Origin of the sequence: Methanolobus sp. WCC1, assembly GCF_045690315.1 — an archaeon.
GTDB lineage: Archaea > Halobacteriota > Methanosarcinia > Methanosarcinales > Methanosarcinaceae > Methanolobus > Methanolobus tindarius.
Window position 1 is genome coordinate 2,659,448 of sequence record NZ_CP146979.1, and the last position, 16,448, is coordinate 2,675,895.

The window sequence follows — 16,448 nt, forward strand, 5'->3', positions numbered from 1 at the left end:
AGCATGACAGATGTATCAATTATATATGTTTCGTATCATCTTCGTTCTCGACATATTCAACAAGACAGTAGTCCATGCGCAGGGTGGTAACCGTAGTGAATACAAGCCCATCCACTTTTCAAGTCACATATGCAACACATCCGATGCAACACAGATAGTAGACACCGTAAAACCGGCAGAAGTCTACATCGCAGACCTCAACCTGCTTGAGAAAATCGGAAAGAGGGAAAAGAACTTCGACATCATACAGGCCGTTGCAGAATCAGCAAAAGTAATGCTCGACCCCGGAATAAGCTCAGTCGCGGAAACCGAAGATGTAATGGAAATTGTGCAAACCGTAATCCTTGGAACCGAGACCTCCTCACTTGAAACAATAAAAGAGGCAAGCTCCCTCTACCCCGGAAGAATCAGCGTCAGCATCGACAAGAAGCACGGCAGGATACTCACCAACGACCCGAATATGCCCGATGACCCATTCAAGATCGTAGAACTCCTCAACGACTACGAACTTGCAGATATCATAATCCTCGACCTTGACAGAGTAGGAACCGCAAGCGGCGTGGATTCACAATTCTTAAGTAAAATCGTTTCTATCTCAAGGCACAATGTACTCCTTGGTGGCGGTGTAAGCAACGTAGGAGACATTAAAACTCTGGAAGATATCGGAATAAAGGGCGCACTTGTGGCAACAGCCCTGCATAACGGCTCAATTCCGCTGGAAATGGTCAGGCAGTAAGTTATAATATATCAAACACTTCAAGCTATCCACCTTTTACGATTTTCAGAGTAATATTATATACAAATAAAAATAATCTGAACTAAAGTTCAATTTAGATTATTGAATTCAGATTTAAATTTTAATTCAATTTTGATTATCGGTGTAATCATGGCAGACAACGAAGAAAATATAGATATTGGCGAGAACTATGGAGAAATTAAGATGGGAGCAGGCTGGTTCCTGACCATCACACTTGCAACAAGCGAGAGATACGAGAACGAATACATAGAGATCGCAAAGGAAAGAGGCGGACAGAAAAAATCACGTTTCAACCTCAACCCAAAATACACAAGAACTCTTGGAGAAGCTCTCATCAAATTCGCTGATGAGAACGGACTTGAGTAACCCTAACGGTTACTCCATTTTTTACTTTTTTCTTTCGTTTATTAGAGTTAGTTCAATACTTGCGGTAGATTTTGCTCCGATGCCCAACCTCAATAACAAACACAACCAGCTTATCATCCTCGATACTCATTATTGCACGATAGTCACCGACCCTTAGTGAATACAAAGGCGATTTAGGAAAGCCTTTAAGCTTCTTAACATGCGATTTTGGGTTATCGCTGATTTCCTTGATAGACAATACTATCTTTTGCGCAATATCTGCCGGGAGATTTTTAATATCCTTCAGTGCTCCGGTAGAGTACAGGATAGTATACATTACCTAAGCCCCAACTCAGCCTCGACTTCTTCTTGCGTGTAGTATTTTCCACGCTTGAAGTCTTCAAGTGATTCTTCGATCCTTCTTATTGTATCATCACTAATGGGTTCAGAATCATATGCCATATCAACCAGACGTGAGACTACATCGTTATACGTTTCCCGAGGAAATAATTTCAATCTGTCAAGGTCATCTTTCAGTTGAGGGTCTATCTTTATGGTCGTAGCTGCTGACATATACTGCAGTATACGCAAGTATACTATATATTGATGATCCTTATTCAAAGAAAACAAAAAAAGATTGAAAATTATCCTTCAATCAATGAGTGAATCGCATCCAGAACATCCTTCTCAATCTCATCCACAGCTCTATCGGTATTGATAATAACAAACCTTTTAGGATGTGCTTCTGCAAACTTCAGGTAATTTGCCCGTACTTCCTCCAGGAAATCTATCTTCTCAAATTTGGTTTGCTCACCACGGTTACCACACCTCTCAACTGATATTTCCGGATCAATATCAAAAAGAACTGTAAGATCTGGGTCAACTGTCCAGCCGTGGTGTATCTGCTGTATCCATTCCATTGGCTCAGGGAACTTGTCTTTAAGCGTCACAGCCTGATATGCATACCTGCTTCCTGAATACCTGTCAGAGATAACATTCTGGCCATTTTCAAGTGCAGGCAGGATAAGTTTTGAAATATGTTCCGCATGATCTGCGGTGAAAAGCAAAAGCTCTGCAAGGTCGTCTGTATCCGAATGGATAGCACGGTTTACGGCATCACCTATCCAGCCGGTGGTTGGCTCTCTTGTGAAAACAAAATCCTTAAACTCAGGATTAGAGCGCAGACGCTCTGTTATAGTGGATTTACCGGAGCCATCAATACCTTCCAGAGTAATGAGTTTACCTTTCATTGACATCAACAATGAAAGCAAAGGAATACTATTTAGAATTTGTTCCAGATGAGAAGTTACCAGACAAATCAGGTCCTTACAACATCCTCACTACCGCACTGTGGACATCTCACAGGGAACAGAGAAGGGTCTTCCATAAATAAGAACTCGCAAGTATTGCATCTGAAATAAACTTTATTCGGGTCGTATTCGTCCATAATCAAACCTCATGGAAATATGTTTTATCATAATAAATATACTAATCGGTCATATAATACTGCATGCATCCCGGACATGTATCTTCCCGAAATAATCACTGGTACATGTTCCGGCAGGAATATATGCAAAGGAAGTAAACTTTTTAGAGATAAAAAATGACCACCATCGGAGTAATAACCAGAGGAAAATACGGAAACAGGCTCATTGAGACTATACTCTCAAAAACCGACCTCAAAGTAGTCCAGACAGCAGTACCTGAACTGCTGCCTGATTTCATAGACGAGCCCGAGGAATTCCTGAAAGGACTCAACATAGACACTTCCGTATTTGATTCCAATATCGTGATAACTTACTCCCTTCACCCCGACCTTACGGTTGCAATAGCACACATGGCAGGAAAAACAGGTGTTAAAGCCCTGATAATTCCAGGAGGAGCCTCTAAAGCACCTGTTGTGGAACTAGAAGGATTAGCGAAAAAATATGGAATGCTCATAGAAGTGGAAGACATTTGCTGCACCCTTGAGTCTGAACCTGAAACAGAAGAACTCTGCAAATACCTGTCAATACCAGAACTTGAGGTTGACATCGATAAAGGTATAATCAGTTCGGTCAAAGTATTATGCGGGGCACCCTGTGGAAGCACATGGCACATGGCAAAAGAACTTGTGGGAACAAAAGTAGAAGATGCACCTGCCAGAGCCGGACTTCTGATACAGCAATATCCATGCAGGGCTGTACGGGGCGGCATGGGTGGCATCCACGAATCAGGCGATATTCACAAAAAAGCCGTTGAAGATGCCATTAAAAGAAAGAGAGAAAAATAATCCAACGGGATAACATGGACAACATCCGGATAGCTGAAAAGTTCAACCATATGGCGAAAATGCTTGAATTCAAAGGTGAAAGCCAGTTCAAGACACGAGCCTACACAAATGCAGCACGCACAATCAAAGGACTTGATGAGGAGCTTCAGGTACTTAACAAAGAAGGAAGCCTTGAAGACATCCCCGGAATTGGGAAGATTCTCAAAAGCAAAATAATTGAAATGCTTGAAACCGGAACTTTTGAAGCTTATGAGAGAACAATGGATGAGATTCCCGCAGGAATCATTGAAATAATGAAAATCCCCGGAATTGGGCCTAAAACTGCACGATTGTTTTATGAGAAACTGGGTGTTCAGACCGTTGACGAACTCAGCAGGGCTGCAAGGGAACATAGAATAAGAAGACTTCCACGCATGGGAGAAAAGCAGGAAGAGAAAATACTGCGCTCAATTGCCAGACAAAAAGAGGATAAAGATCACGGAAGACATCCTTACGTGCTGGCAAAGGAAGTAGCAAAGGAAATTACAGATATTCTAAACTTGAGCCCTGATATTGAAAAGGTTGCAATTGCCGGCAGCCTTCGAAGAAAGAAGGATACGGTCGGTGACATTGACCTTATAGCTATCTCCGAAGAACCAGAGAAAGCAATCAGCTATTTTACTGAAATTGAGAAGGTTGAAGAAATACTGGAATCGGGAATAACTAAAGCATCAATTATGTATCCGGGAAATTTCCATGTTGATCTTAGAGTTGTAAAGAAAGATTCCTATGGCTCAATGCTGCAACATTTCACAGGTTCAAAAGATCATAACATCCATCTCAGAAAGCTTGCACTATCAAAAGGATACAGTCTGAATGAATATGGATTGACCGATGAGAATTCAGGTGAACTCACAAAATTCAGTAGTGAAGAGAAACTGTACGATGAACTGGGTCTTGAATACCTGCCACCTGAACTTCGTGGGGACAGGGGAGAAGTCGAAGCTGCTCTCAGAGGAAAACTTCCGAAGCTTATCGAAAGAAAGGATATCAAAGGAGACTTTCACATACACTCAAACTGGAGTGACGGTGCCAACACCATGGAAGAGCTTGCAGAAGCTGCTATTCAGAGAGGATATGAATATATCGCAATCACTGACCATTCACACTCAACAGGTGTGGCCAATGGCCTGTCTGATAAGAGATTGCTTGAACATATCGATGCCATTGACAGGCTCAATGAAAAATACGAGGAGATAAGAATTCTTTCGGGAACCGAGTGCGATATTAAGGCAGATGGTAAGCTGGATTACAATAATGAACTGCTGGAGCAGCTCGATATTGTGGTTGTTGCGGTTCATGCAGGACTTGAGCAGGACAGGAAGAAGATGACAAAAAGAATAGTTTCTGCCCTTGAAAATGAACATGTGGATATAATGGCACATCCAACCGGAAGAAAGTTTGGAAAGAGACCACCTTATGATGTTGATATGGAAACGGTGATTCAGACTGCAAAGGATAATGAAAAAATCCTTGAAATAAACTCATCTCCCTGGAGACTTGACCTCAACGACATTAATGCAAAGCGAGCAAAAGAGCATGGTGTAATGCTTGCCATCAATACTGATACTCATGCAATTGAACAACTGGATAACATTGAATATGGGATAAATATGGCAAGAAGGGCATGGGTTGAACCTGATGACGTGCTCAATACTATGAGCCTTAAACAAATTTGTTCCAGACTTGACATTCCTAAAGAATGATTTGAGATAGCGAATGCAATTTTTTGCATATTAATTCTGGAATAAATATATAAATTGTATTGCCACTTCTCCATTTACAGAAGAAAACAAAAAATATAAATTCCTCTTGTGCAAATCTATTTTTGATAAATACTGAAAGAGGTAGAATTGCTAAAAAGTAAAGGTTTACAGGCTATTTTCAATTTCCGGGCTTAATGCTTAGCCGGTAGTTAAACGCATCACTGTAACTGTTTATGAGGTGCAATTTTGAAAGGTACAAAACCCAACAGGCATGAAAGATCTATGAAAAAACATGAGATCGAGTTCCAAAAAGAGAGCAAAAGGCAGCAAAAAAGAAGAGCTTGAAAATTAAGTTGAGATTTTAGATTGAAGCTGTATTTAAACCAGGCTGTTTTCAAAGCCGCTTGGAAATTAATTTCAAATATCAAATGGCAGGGAAACCTGCCAATCCATATTCTTATTCTGATGATTACTTATTCTGTAGTTTAATACGCTGTGCAAGAATACATTTTCCACCCCTGTGTCCACCAAGAGGATTGAAGGTCGTTCCAAGGGAATTCATACATCTTGCCATTACGGCTGCACCACGTGCAAGACCATCATCTACAAAGACCACATGCTCTTCTATCTTATTATTGATGCCAAGATCGTGCAAATACTTGAGTATAAGCTTTGGCTTGTTTCCTGTAATACCTGCCCTTCCTGTGATACCTATTGCACTATCTTCGTAAACAAGACCTTCATCCTGTGCTACCTTTACAAGGCGCTGGACAACACGTGCCATTACTTCGTCAATAACTGCGAACAGGACTTTAACATTGTGCTTTTCATATATCTCAGCACCAAGCGCTGCAAGTTTGTCAAGATCAGTACCATTCTCTCCTACATCGCAACCGATGAGGACAACATTGATTGCATCGGCAGCTTCGGAATTGACCGGTACACTACCATATCTTGTACGGCCTTTTGGCACTTTCTCAATAACAATATAGCTCAGTATCTTTTCAGCATATTCGTGTATGACCTTGCTTTTTAGTTTCAGTGCAATACCATCAAGTGACTTACCATCGAAAATATCAAGAGCAGTACCTTTTTTAGAATCTACCATTCCGGTTCCTTTAATAATGGTATCAGGAATTGCACCTGCATAGCCACAGAAGTTTCCTATGGTTTTAGCATACGGAAGGTCAGGGCTGATAATCCTGCCATCAAGAGTTGTACCGAAGTCCATGGATAAACAGGGGTTGCGGAAATCAACATCCACCCACTTTGCACCTTCCTTGATTCCGGCTGTTGCAAGCTCTCCTTCCATTTCATTCGCAACAATCTCAACACCTGTTGCACCAACAGGAGGAGTTACACTTGCCACTGCACCATCAAATATGACCTTCTCAAGTTTGGAATATTTCTGGAACCTGTCAGGAATATTTGATATTGACATTGGAGGGGTCATTCGGTTTGGTGGAACACCTGCCAGAAGACACCCGTCTGCCAATGCCTTGATGAATTCTCCAACCTCATCAGGTGAATCAAAACCCGCTACAACACCAGTTGAGCGGACTACGAAATGAACGTCAGTCTTAATGTCAAGGTTGGCTTCTTTCACAACACCAAGTAAAGTGTCCCGAACCAATTCGGAAACAGACTCCCTTGTAAGTTCAACTCCATTAAGTGTCTTTCCGAACACTTCTTCTTCCGGCTTTGGAGGCCTCACATCCCTTGTCATGCTAACTGATTTTTTAACAAGCCTGGTCTTACCATCTTCCAGGTTAGTTGCGGTAAGGATGCACTTTGTGGTGGTGTTACCTACTTCCACCGACGCTACAATGAAATATGATTTTGATTTGTCCTTTAAGTCAAGTAAACGGACAGAAGGACTTTCTGCAATTCTTGGTTTATGTGACATTTATATCCCTCAGATGTAAGGCTGAAGTTTCTGGATGATATTTTGTTTTGGGACGGCGCCTATAAGTTTATCGACATATTCCCCGTTTTTGAAAATCAACATTGCAGGAATACTTGTGATTCCAAACTTAACAGCCGTCATTTTTTCCTCGTCCACGTTCAGCTTTCCAAACACAACCTTTCCCTGCATTTCAGTTGCCAGCTCATCAAGAACCGGGGAAAGCATGCGGCATGGACCACACCAGGGTGCCCAGCAGTCCACAAGAACGAGCGGATATTTCGATACGAATTCATTAAAGGAAACATCATTTATTGTTACAGGATCTGAAGGAAACTCCTTCTTTTCCAGAGACTCTTGCAGTTGCTGCATTCTTTTCTGCCTGATAGATTCTATATCATCCATACGATTCACCCTTTGAATAATATAATTTACAGATATTTAACTGTAGACATGATTTAATATAGAAGTTTTAATTCTTCCTACCATCTACCTTCAATGCATTTAAGCATTTGCATGGTTGTGCAATAACTCAACAATACCGGATTGGACAGAAGAAAATGAATAAACATTCAAAAGATAGATATTTAACAATAAAATAGATAAATTAGACTAACAGGCTAATCAGAAATAATTAAGGATGGAACCATGGCTAAATGGACTGTTGAACATCTGCTTGAAACCGACCCGCAGGACTTTGAGGTTCTGCTCTCACAACTTTTCTCCAAAATGGGATACCATACCGAACTTACCCAATATTCCAGGGACAAAGGAATTGATCTGGTAATCCGAATAGAGAATTTCGGACTCGTACACACATGGAACGTTCAGGCAAAAAGATACAGCAACCCGGTTGGCGTAAAAGACATCAGGGAATACAGCAGCATCAGGTATCGTGACCATGTTGACGGTGTCATAATTGTTACAAGCTCTTCTTTTACTAAAGAAGCTATTGAAGAAGCAGAACAACACAACCTCAAACTCATTGATGGCTATCTGCTTACGGAAATGCTGAACCATTACCTGACGGATGAATGTGCAAATTCCGGGTTACATCATGAGAATAATTCATCTCCAAAAAATGAAGAAAATAATGCAGGAGCAATTCTTAAGAAAGGAGAACAGGTTCTTGCCAATGAAGCTGTAATACTGGGAAATGAGAAACTCATCCTTAGCATCACAAACAAGAATATATTTTTGAAGAGGGTAAGCACCGGTCTTTTCTCAAAACGTTCTGATATCGAGGAGCGAATAGAACTTAAAAACCTTTTAGGCATGCATTGTGAACCCGGCAGGATTATTCTTGTAACTGGAAACAAGAAACTGAAACTGTATCCCCTGAGTTCCAGAGAAATTCAGGTAATTGAGGAAACACTGGAAAGTATGCGTCCAGAATACGTCAGAGGAGAACATCTTATCATTTCATCCAGAAACGGGACAGAGCTTACATTGCTCACTAATAAACGTCTTATTGTCCTTGATATTTCAGGAAACACAGAGCTTGATATATCTAACAAAAAAATAGTTGGTGTGGAACTGAAGGGAGGATTCCTGAAAAAAGAACAGCTTATTATTTCAGAAGATTCCGGGAACATGAGGAAGCATTCTCTGATGGTTGAAAATCCTGCAAAATGGAAAGAACTAATAGAACGATGTGTGAGAACTGTCTGAAGGAGGGCAGATACTTCACAAGCGTGAAACATATATATTTAGCACTCCTTACAAAATGTAGGAGATTCAAAAACTATGACAACAGAAGTTATCAAAATCGAAGGAATGATGTGCGGACATTGCCAGGCAAATGTGGAGAAATCCGTTGGATCTGTAACAGGTGTCAGCGAAGTGAAAGTTGACCTTGCAGCAAAGCAGGCAACAGTAACCTTTGACCCTGATATTGTAAGTCTTGATGCCATAAAGGCAGTCGTCACAGATGCCGGTTACACCGTTGTAGCCTGAGAATTGAAAATCACATAATAACCCTTTTTCTTTTTAACAAATGAAAGCTACTATCAAAGTCTATGGCATGATGTGCATGCATTGTCACAAACGTGTCAGTGATGCAATAATGTCACTTGAAGGTGTGAACTCAGTAGAAGTCAGCCTTGAAGATGAGAATGCTTCTGTTGATTTCAATCCGGAAACAATTGGTCTGGATGAAATAAAACAGGCAATTACAGCCGCAGGATATGAAGTTGGGGAAGATACCTGCACAGTCCAGGATTCTGATGATGAAGCTGCGTGTCCTATCATAATAGAGGATGAGGAGCCGGAAGAAAGCAAACACGAACCCGGATCTGTTGAGGAAATTGCATTCAAAGTATCAGGAATGCAATGTTCTGCCTGTTCACAGAATGTAGAAAAGACATTGAAAAAGCTTGATGGTGTGGCATCGGCTTCAGTAAACCTACCAATGGAAAGAGCATCCGTAAGCTATGACCCCGTACTTGTCACGCTTGAAGATATGGAACAAGCCATAGATGGAATTGGTTACCATGTTGTCAGGGATAGGATAGTTCTCGAAGTTGGAGGCATGAAATGTGCAGCCTGCTCTCAGAATGTAGAGAAAGTTCTCAAGCGGTTGAAAGGTGTTAGTTCCACAAATGTGAATATCACAACCGGAAGGGCACAGATTGAGTACAATTCATCACTTGTTTCAGTTGATGAGATGAGGAAAGCCATTGAAGGCATAGGATACACTGCCTCTTTGCCGGCTGACCGGCATGAAGCTGAAGACAGGGAACGAAAAGAAAGAGAAAAAGAGATACGTAGCCAGAGAAACAACCTGTTGATATCAATTGTTATTCTTATTCCAATAATGCTTGGAAACATGAGCAACATGTTCCCGGCATACTTTGGATTTGTACCTGATTTCTTTTCAGACAAGAACCTGCTGTTCCTGCTTGCAACTATTGTAATGGTCTTCCCGGGAAGACAGTTCTTCGTTGGAACCTACAAAGGCCTGAAACACGGTGTCACTGACATGAACCTGCTCATTGCCACCGGAACCGGTGCTGCTTATGTAATCAGCATTGCAGCAACCTACCTGAACCTTGGTCCTGGTTACGAGCATGTGTACTATGACACAGCTGTGATGCTCATCACTTTCATAACCCTTGGCAGATACCTTGAAGCAAGGGCAAAAGGAAGGACATCTGAATCCATCAAGAAGCTCATTGGCCTGCAGGCAAAGACAGCACGCATCATAGTTGCAGGTGAGGAAAAGGAAATTCCCGTTGAGGATGTTCAAGTTGATGACATTGTTTTTGTCAGGCCAGGAGAGAAGATTCCCGTTGATGGTGTTGTTATAGAAGGGTCTTCTGCAATTGATGAATCAATGATAACAGGAGAGAGTATACCTGTTGAGAAAAATGTTGAGGACATGGTTATCGGTTCTACTATCAACAAGTCAGGAGCTCTTAAATTCAGGGCAACAAATGTGGGTGCAGATACTGCCCTTGCAAGAATCATCGAACTTGTGGAAAATGCCCAGAACTCAAAGGCACCCATACAGCGTATTGCCGATGTTGTCGCTGGCCACTTTATTCTTGTTGTTCATATTATCGCACTTGCAGCATTCTTCTTCTGGTATTTCATTGGATATGAAGCATTTAATGCTGCTATTAATTCAGGAATCGAAAGTCCTTTCCTGTTCTCACTGCTAATTTCAATCACAGTGCTTGTAATCTCATGCCCATGTGCCGTTGGACTTGCAACTCCTGCCGCTATCATGGTTGGTACTGGAAAAGGTGCCGAGAATGGTATTCTTATCAAAGGCGGAGAAGCCCTTGAAACGACACTGAAGATAGACACTATTGTGTTTGATAAAACCGGCACACTCACAAAAGGCAAGCCGGAACTCACGGATGTCATAATTACTTCAGAACATAATGAAAATGAAGTTCTTTCTATCGCAGCAAGTGCCGAGAAAGGCTCTGAGCATCCACTGGGAGAAGCAATTGTAAAAGCTGCCGAAGATAAGCAACTTTCCCTGAAAAGCGTTGAACATTTCAATTCAATTGCAGGACATGGAGTTGAAGCTACAATTCAAGGAAGCAGGATTTTGCTAGGAACCCGCAAGCTCATGGAAGACAATGGAATTGATGTGTCTTCCATCAATGAAAATATGGAAAAGCTTGAATCTGAAGGCAAGACTGCCATGATAGTTGCAACAGAAGACAACGTAATCGGACTTGTCGCCGTTGCGGATACGCTCAAAGAGAACTCTAAGGAAGCTGTCGAGAAACTTCAGAAGATGAACATTGAAGTTGTAATGATAACCGGTGACAACCGCAGAACTGCCGACGCCATTGCATCACAACTCGGAATTAAGAGAGTGCTCTCAGAGGTTCTTCCCGGAGATAAGGCTTCAGAAATTAAAAAGCTTCAGGATGAAGGCAGAATTGTTGCAATGGTTGGCGATGGTATCAATGATGCACCTGCACTAACGCAGTCGGACATTGGTATTGCCATGGGAGCAGGAACTGATATTGCAATGGAATCTGCACAGATAGTTCTGATAAAGAACGATCTCAGGGATGTGCTGGCATCCATTAGACTTAGTCGTCTGACAATGAACAAAATAAAACAGAATCTGTTCTGGGCTTTAGGTTACAACAGTATTGGAATACCCCTTGCAGCAGGGCTGCTTTATCCATTCATCGCAAAGATCGTGATAACTCCTGAACTGGCAGCAGCTTTTATGGCTATGAGTTCAGTATCGGTTACGACTAATTCACTGCTTATGAAGAGAAGCAGGATTAAATGAGGAGGAGAGGAAAATATGGAAATTATTGCAGAGAATAAAGGAAAGTATGCTTTTATTGCCAGCTTTGCCTCTTCACTTGTGCTTGTTGTTATCTTTTCATTGCTCTCCTTTGCAGTGAATAGCTCGAGAGATGTTGCACTGTACAGCCAGGTTGACATTATTGCTGGCATGATATTCGTTTTTATTCTCAGTATGATCGTAGCGGCTTCAGTCTGGCCGGGGATTATTGAGAAAAAGATGAAATAAAATCTTGCCCTCATCAGTTTTTTTATAGAATAATCCCATTGATTTAAAATGAAATGCAGATTATCGCAGATGACATTATTTTGAGGAACTGGGAAAATAAAGATGCAGAAAGACTTGCATCTATGGCAAACAACAAGAAGATAGTGGATAATCTTAATGATGGATTTCCTTATCCATATTCAATTGAGGATGCAAAACAATTCATTTCACATTCCAGGAAAGAAGATCCCACTTACCTGCATTTGGCTATTGAGATGAATGGTGTCGTCATAGGCAGCATTGGTGCATACTTCAAGGAGAATGTGCACCGGATGAATGCAGAAATAGGATATTATCTGGCTGAAGAATACTGGGGAAAGGGAATAATGGCAAAGGCGGTCAGATGCTTTGTAAAATACCTGTTTGAGAATTATGATGTGATCAGAATTTATGCACTCCCGTTTGCCAGGAACATGGGTTCAAGACGGGTGCTTGAAAAAGCAAGTTTCAGGTGTGAAGCCATTCTTAAAAACAGTATTATCAAAAATGGTGTTGTGCAGGATGACTGCATCTATGCCATTCTAAAAGACGAATTTGAAACTAAACCATGATTGGAGTTCAATCCTCAAAATCAATGTGAGGATTGATGTCACATCCGGTACACGGCAGACACATTGTTTCAAATTTATCGGCACGCAGACCTGCTTCATCCAGTTTCTCTTTCAGGAAACGGTTGAGATTAAGTAACCTTTCTGCAGATGGTCTTTCTACTGTTACCTCGCCTTCTCGCAGAGGATGTCTGGCTGCTGCCCTGAGAATTGGGACAACACCGATGGAAACGAGTTCTTCAATACCTTTCTTTGCAGATTCATCTGTTTCTCCAAGACCAATAATTACATTGGAACAAACCTTATTCTTTCCAAATACCTTCACACCTTCCCTGAGGGCATTGAGCAGGTATTCAAGGTCCTGATCAGGACATAATTCTGCATGGAGTTTGCGATCCATGGTTTCAACATTGTATTTGAGCTCGGTGGCACCTGCAAATTTTAGTCTGCTGGTTGAGTCTTCGGTTGGATAGACTGAAACCCCAATTGGAACTTTGTACTTTGCCCTGAGTCTGCGAATGAGTTTTTCAGCTCTTTCAACTTCATCTTCGGCTGAAATTTCCACACCTGAAGTAATGGAAATAGCTTTCATCCTGCCGGTCTCATTGGCATCATCTATCATCTTAAGCATCTGATCCATACTCTTGACTTTTCCGTTGAGTTTTGGAACCGGACAGAACTTACAGTCAAAAACACACTGTTCACACATGGTTATGAACGCCTGGTCAGGACAGTGGATAAGCTCTTCCTCAATACTGCCTCTTGCAACCTCAGTTCCATCTTTTCTTATTACAAGCTCCTCTCCTTCCATTTTAGCTTCAAGAGGAGATGTCTCTTTTACAGCAAGACGGACACGATGGCCTTCCGAATTAAAAAAGAAAGCAATGTTCCCGGCTCCGGGGCCTGCTGTGGGAATAGTTAACCAGTGGATAAGTGATGGGTCCATATTTACGGAACCCACTGAAATAAGTTGAGCTTTAGTTTCTGCGTTCATGAGTGCTCCGATAACAGAATTACTGTCGTTTTTGATAGCTATATATCTAGAATACTCTAATGTGATATATTTTATTGTTAAAATGAGCAGGACATCCTTAAAGAAGATAAAGTTGAGAATCTGTATTTTGAAATATATTAAAGTTTATAGCTTTATTAAAAATATGAATCTATTATTTTATATAAAATAAACTGGTATATATTTTTAGTGAAGATTGATGGGTCATGGTTTAGAAGAGAAAAACTACAAGAACAACAGAAAATATCAAACTCTTGATAGAGCTGATGCCCGGTTTGCCGAGAGGAAATCATATGTTGAAGACAGGTATGAGAAAACGGAAAGCTTAGACAATATTCTCGCTTCATTGGGAATGATAGTCTGGTCTGCTACCTACTCCAGTCGAATTCTTACCCATATAAGCCAGTCAGATAAAAGTCCTTTTAATCTGAAAAATGGCCAGATTCTCACAGACATTGGTGTTCTTGAGAAATATGTGCATCATGGAGACATCCACATTTTAAAAGAAGCGGCAAGGCAAAGAGAAGTCAATGGTGATGTATCCGTAGAATACCGAATCGTGCAAGACAATGGAACTGTCCTTTCAGTCCACGAATATTCCTGTATAGTCCTTGACAGTAATCAAAAACCCGTACAGATAAACGGAGTTATCACGGATATTACAAACCATAAGCATATTGAACAGCAAGATACTGAATTGTCAGTATGCAGGCAGGAATATAATAGTCTATTCTACAAAGACGTAGACAAACTTGAACTTGCAGACATCCTTGACCAGGAATCACTGCAATCACTCATGGATAAATTTTATGAGCTCACTCACATCGGTGTTGGTATAATTGACCTGGAAGGAAAAGTTCTGGTAGGTACCGGATGGCAGGATATATGCACAAACTTCCACAGAGTACACCCTGATACATGCAGAAACTGTATTGAAAGTGATCTTGAATTATCTGGAAATGTAGCTCATGGGACATATAAATCTTACAAGTGTAAGAATAATATGTGGGATCTCGCTACCCCCATTATAGTTGGTGAAAAACATATGGGAAATCTGTTCCTCGGACAGTTTTTCTATGAAGAAGAGGAAATTTCCTTTGATACCTTCAGGCTTCAGGCAAAAAAATACGGATTTGAAGAGAAAGAATACATGGAGGCACTTAACAGTGTTCCACGCTGGAGCCACAAAACAGTGGATGCAGTGATGGCTTTTTACACTCAACTGACAGATATTATATCTTCCTTATGCTACAGCAATATTATGCTTGCAAGAACATTGGATGAAAGAAAAAAAGCAGAGAAAAGACTTGTTGAAGAGACGACACGGAAACGAATATTTTTTGAGCAATCCAATGACGGAATAGTAGTTCTCAATAAAAATGGCAGGGTACTTGAAGCAAATCAAAAATTTGCGGATATGATTGGATACACTCCTGAAGAGCTCAAGCAGATGTATGTATGGGACTGGGAAATAGAATGGACACGAGACAATTTGCAGGAACGTTTTTTCAAAAATCCATTCTCAGACGAGAATCCGGTAAAACACTTAAAATTAGAAACAAAACACAAACGTAAGGATGGGAGCGTCTATGATGTGGAAATTCGTACAAATGCAGTTATTGTAGACGGACAGGAAATGCATTTTAGCGTCTGCAGGGATATTACAAAAATAAAGCAGACAGAAAATGCACTTAAGAAGAATGAGGAAAGACTGTCTCTTGCAATGGAAGCTTCGGGATTGGGGTTCTGGGATCTGGATACAGATAAAAACCTACTATACCTGAGTCACGCTATTTACTCACTGGTAGGGTTCGAAACTGAAGAATCGCCATCATCTTTTGATGAAATCCTGATGAATTTTGTGCATCCTGATGACAGAGATAGCCTTTTTATGGCTGTTGAGGAAAGCACTAAATCATTGAAACCAATTAATCTGGACTTCAGAATTAAACATGTATCCGGAGAAATAAAATGGGTTTCGATAAGAGGAAAACCTATCAATGTGGATGAGGCTGGTACAGCCCATCGTATTGCAGGAACACTTATTGACATCACTGCCAGAATGCAGGCAGAAGAAACTCTTTTGTACGCCAGGGCTGCTGCGGATGAGTCAAACCGTATGAAGACAGAGATGATACAGAACATTTCCCATGAACTCAGGACACCTTTAATAGCAGTTCTGGGTTTTTCGGATGTGCTGCTTAATGATAGCGATAACTTTACTGAAACACAGAAGAAATTCCTGCGAAATATTCACGAAAGCGGGAATAACCTGGACAACATGATTGAAAAATTCCTGGATCTGGTACATTTAGAACAGGAAAATGTGTATTCACTTTACTCTGAAAAAGTTGACCTGAATAAACTAATTCACGGAACCTGTGATCTTCTTTTTACAAAAGCATTGAGAAAAAACATAGATACCGATATTGTAATTGATCCGCAACTCGGTGTTATTATTGCAGATCCTTATAAACTCAAGACAATACTGTTCAACCTTATAGAAAATGCCATTAAGTTTACAGAACCCAGAGGTTCGGTGAAAATAGAAGCAAAAATTAATGGTGATGAGATTCTTTTTTCAGTGAATGATACAGGTATTGGAATGGAAAAGGAAAAAATAGAGACTATTTTTGAACCTTTTGTCCAGATAGACGGCTCAAGCACCAGAAAATTTGGAGGGACAGGGCTTGGACTGGCATTGGTTAAAAAAATGGTCGAGATTCATAACGGCCATATCCATATTGAGAGCCAGCCCGGAAGAGGCAGTAATTTTATTTTCACTATCCCTTTAGAACTTCCTGATAAAATATAAA

Annotated in this window: 17 protein-coding genes; 10 read left to right on the plus strand and 7 right to left on the minus strand. The window is 40.8% G+C overall.

The features are described from left to right. The first annotated feature begins 25 nt into the window (after positions 1-25). Complete coding sequence (locus tag V7O61_RS12555) at positions 26-736, plus strand: HisA/HisF-related TIM barrel protein (protein WP_023845644.1); 711 nt, start codon at positions 26-28, stop codon at positions 734-736. A gap of 150 nt (positions 737-886) precedes the next feature. Further along, a complete protein-coding gene (locus V7O61_RS12560; RefSeq protein ID WP_048135356.1) occupies positions 887-1,123 on the plus strand; it encodes a hypothetical protein in 237 nt (78 codons plus the stop codon). A gap of 52 nt (positions 1,124-1,175) precedes the next feature. On the opposite strand, the gene V7O61_RS12565 is transcribed toward V7O61_RS12560, so the two are convergent. From V7O61_RS12565 to V7O61_RS12580, 4 genes are all read right to left on the minus strand, one after another. Further along, positions 1,176-1,439 carry a type II toxin-antitoxin system RelE/ParE family toxin gene (locus V7O61_RS12565; RefSeq protein WP_023845642.1) on the minus strand — a complete coding sequence of 88 codons (264 nt, stop codon included), beginning with the start codon at positions 1,437-1,439 and terminating at the stop codon, positions 1,176-1,178. After that, complete coding sequence (locus tag V7O61_RS12570; RefSeq protein WP_023845641.1) at positions 1,439-1,675, minus strand: hypothetical protein; 237 nt, start codon at positions 1,673-1,675, stop codon at positions 1,439-1,441. The genes V7O61_RS12565 and V7O61_RS12570 overlap by 1 nt, the downstream gene beginning before the upstream one ends. 71 nt (positions 1,676-1,746) lie before the next feature. Further along, on the minus strand, positions 1,747-2,352 hold the full coding sequence (gene tmk, locus V7O61_RS12575; protein ID WP_407283395.1) for a dTMP kinase: 606 nt from the start codon (positions 2,350-2,352) through the stop codon (positions 1,747-1,749). A 68-nt stretch (positions 2,353-2,420) separates the two neighbouring features. Then, complete coding sequence (locus V7O61_RS12580; protein WP_023845639.1) at positions 2,421-2,549, minus strand: hypothetical protein; 129 nt, start codon at positions 2,547-2,549, stop codon at positions 2,421-2,423. 156 nt (positions 2,550-2,705) lie between these two features. On the opposite strand from V7O61_RS12580, the gene V7O61_RS12585 reads away from it, so the two are divergent. Both V7O61_RS12585 and polX read left to right on the plus strand, forming a co-directional pair. After that, a complete protein-coding gene (locus V7O61_RS12585; protein WP_407281589.1) occupies positions 2,706-3,374 on the plus strand; it encodes a DUF166 domain-containing protein in 669 nt (222 codons plus the stop codon). A 14-nt stretch (positions 3,375-3,388) separates the two neighbouring features. After that, positions 3,389-5,119: a DNA polymerase/3'-5' exonuclease PolX gene (gene polX, locus V7O61_RS12590; RefSeq protein WP_407281588.1), complete on the plus strand. Its 1,731-nt coding sequence runs from the start codon at positions 3,389-3,391 to the stop codon at positions 5,117-5,119. A 469-nt stretch (positions 5,120-5,588) separates the two neighbouring features. Here polX and V7O61_RS12595 read toward each other — a convergent pair whose 3' ends face one another. Then, positions 5,589-7,025: a methanogenesis marker 14 protein gene (locus tag V7O61_RS12595; RefSeq protein WP_407281587.1), complete on the minus strand. Its 1,437-nt coding sequence runs from the start codon at positions 7,023-7,025 to the stop codon at positions 5,589-5,591. A 9-nt stretch (positions 7,026-7,034) separates the two neighbouring features. Further along, the gene (trxA, locus tag V7O61_RS12600) at positions 7,035-7,427 is read right to left on the minus strand and encodes a thioredoxin (RefSeq protein WP_407281586.1); all 393 of its coding nucleotides are present in this window, start codon (positions 7,425-7,427) and stop codon (positions 7,035-7,037) included. 243 nt (positions 7,428-7,670) lie between these two features. On the opposite strand from trxA, the gene V7O61_RS12605 reads away from it, so the two are divergent. From V7O61_RS12605 to V7O61_RS12625, 5 genes are all read left to right on the plus strand, one after another. Continuing rightward, positions 7,671-8,693 carry a restriction endonuclease gene (locus V7O61_RS12605; protein WP_407281585.1) on the plus strand — a complete coding sequence of 341 codons (1,023 nt, stop codon included), beginning with the start codon at positions 7,671-7,673 and terminating at the stop codon, positions 8,691-8,693. A 75-nt stretch (positions 8,694-8,768) separates the two neighbouring features. Further along, a complete protein-coding gene (locus tag V7O61_RS12610) occupies positions 8,769-8,978 on the plus strand; it encodes a heavy-metal-associated domain-containing protein (RefSeq protein ID WP_023845633.1) in 210 nt (69 codons plus the stop codon). A 40-nt stretch (positions 8,979-9,018) separates the two neighbouring features. Further along, on the plus strand, positions 9,019-11,787 hold the full coding sequence (locus V7O61_RS12615) for a heavy metal translocating P-type ATPase (RefSeq protein WP_407281584.1): 2,769 nt from the start codon (positions 9,019-9,021) through the stop codon (positions 11,785-11,787). A 15-nt stretch (positions 11,788-11,802) separates the two neighbouring features. Beyond that, complete coding sequence (locus V7O61_RS12620) at positions 11,803-12,033, plus strand: hypothetical protein (protein ID WP_023845631.1); 231 nt, start codon at positions 11,803-11,805, stop codon at positions 12,031-12,033. A gap of 53 nt (positions 12,034-12,086) precedes the next feature. After that, the gene (locus V7O61_RS12625) at positions 12,087-12,623 is read left to right on the plus strand and encodes a GNAT family N-acetyltransferase (protein WP_407281583.1); all 537 of its coding nucleotides are present in this window, start codon (positions 12,087-12,089) and stop codon (positions 12,621-12,623) included. Between the two features lie 7 nt (positions 12,624-12,630). Here the strand turns inward: V7O61_RS12625 and V7O61_RS12630 are convergent, their stop codons facing one another. Continuing rightward, complete coding sequence (locus V7O61_RS12630; RefSeq protein WP_407281582.1) at positions 12,631-13,614, minus strand: radical SAM protein; 984 nt, start codon at positions 13,612-13,614, stop codon at positions 12,631-12,633. Positions 13,615-13,831: 217 nt separating this feature from the next. Here V7O61_RS12630 and V7O61_RS12635 point away from each other — a divergent pair, with 217 nt between their 5' ends. Further along, entirely contained in the window at positions 13,832-16,447 is a 2,616-nt protein-coding gene (locus V7O61_RS12635) for a PocR ligand-binding domain-containing protein (RefSeq protein ID WP_407281581.1), read from the plus strand. Position 16,448 lies beyond the last annotated feature (1 nt).

Coding starts and splice junctions, on each gene's coding strand:
- trxA (WP_407281586.1), bottom strand. CDS start 7,427: ATGGATGATATAGAATCTATCAGGCAGAAAAGAATGCAGCAACTGCAA.
- V7O61_RS12570 (WP_023845641.1), bottom strand. CDS start 1,675: ATGTCAGCAGCTACGACCATAAAGATAGACCCTCAACTGAAAGATGAC.
- V7O61_RS12595 (WP_407281587.1), bottom strand. CDS start 7,025: ATGTCACATAAACCAAGAATTGCAGAAAGTCCTTCTGTCCGTTTACTT.
- V7O61_RS12625 (WP_407281583.1), top strand. CDS start 12,087: ATGCAGATTATCGCAGATGACATTATTTTGAGGAACTGGGAAAATAAA.
- tmk (WP_407283395.1), bottom strand. CDS start 2,352: ATGAAAGGTAAACTCATTACTCTGGAAGGTATTGATGGCTCCGGTAAA.
- V7O61_RS12630 (WP_407281582.1), bottom strand. CDS start 13,614: ATGAACGCAGAAACTAAAGCTCAACTTATTTCAGTGGGTTCCGTAAAT.
- polX (WP_407281588.1), top strand. CDS start 3,389: ATGGACAACATCCGGATAGCTGAAAAGTTCAACCATATGGCGAAAATG.
- V7O61_RS12555 (WP_023845644.1), top strand. CDS start 26: ATGTTTCGTATCATCTTCGTTCTCGACATATTCAACAAGACAGTAGTC.
- V7O61_RS12620 (WP_023845631.1), top strand. CDS start 11,803: ATGGAAATTATTGCAGAGAATAAAGGAAAGTATGCTTTTATTGCCAGC.
- V7O61_RS12605 (WP_407281585.1), top strand. CDS start 7,671: ATGGCTAAATGGACTGTTGAACATCTGCTTGAAACCGACCCGCAGGAC.
- V7O61_RS12580 (WP_023845639.1), bottom strand. CDS start 2,549: ATGGACGAATACGACCCGAATAAAGTTTATTTCAGATGCAATACTTGC.
- V7O61_RS12615 (WP_407281584.1), top strand. CDS start 9,019: ATGAAAGCTACTATCAAAGTCTATGGCATGATGTGCATGCATTGTCAC.
- V7O61_RS12610 (WP_023845633.1), top strand. CDS start 8,769: ATGACAACAGAAGTTATCAAAATCGAAGGAATGATGTGCGGACATTGC.
- V7O61_RS12585 (WP_407281589.1), top strand. CDS start 2,706: ATGACCACCATCGGAGTAATAACCAGAGGAAAATACGGAAACAGGCTC.
- V7O61_RS12560 (WP_048135356.1), top strand. CDS start 887: ATGGCAGACAACGAAGAAAATATAGATATTGGCGAGAACTATGGAGAA.
- V7O61_RS12635 (WP_407281581.1), top strand. CDS start 13,832: ATGGGTCATGGTTTAGAAGAGAAAAACTACAAGAACAACAGAAAATAT.
- V7O61_RS12565 (WP_023845642.1), bottom strand. CDS start 1,439: ATGTATACTATCCTGTACTCTACCGGAGCACTGAAGGATATTAAAAAT.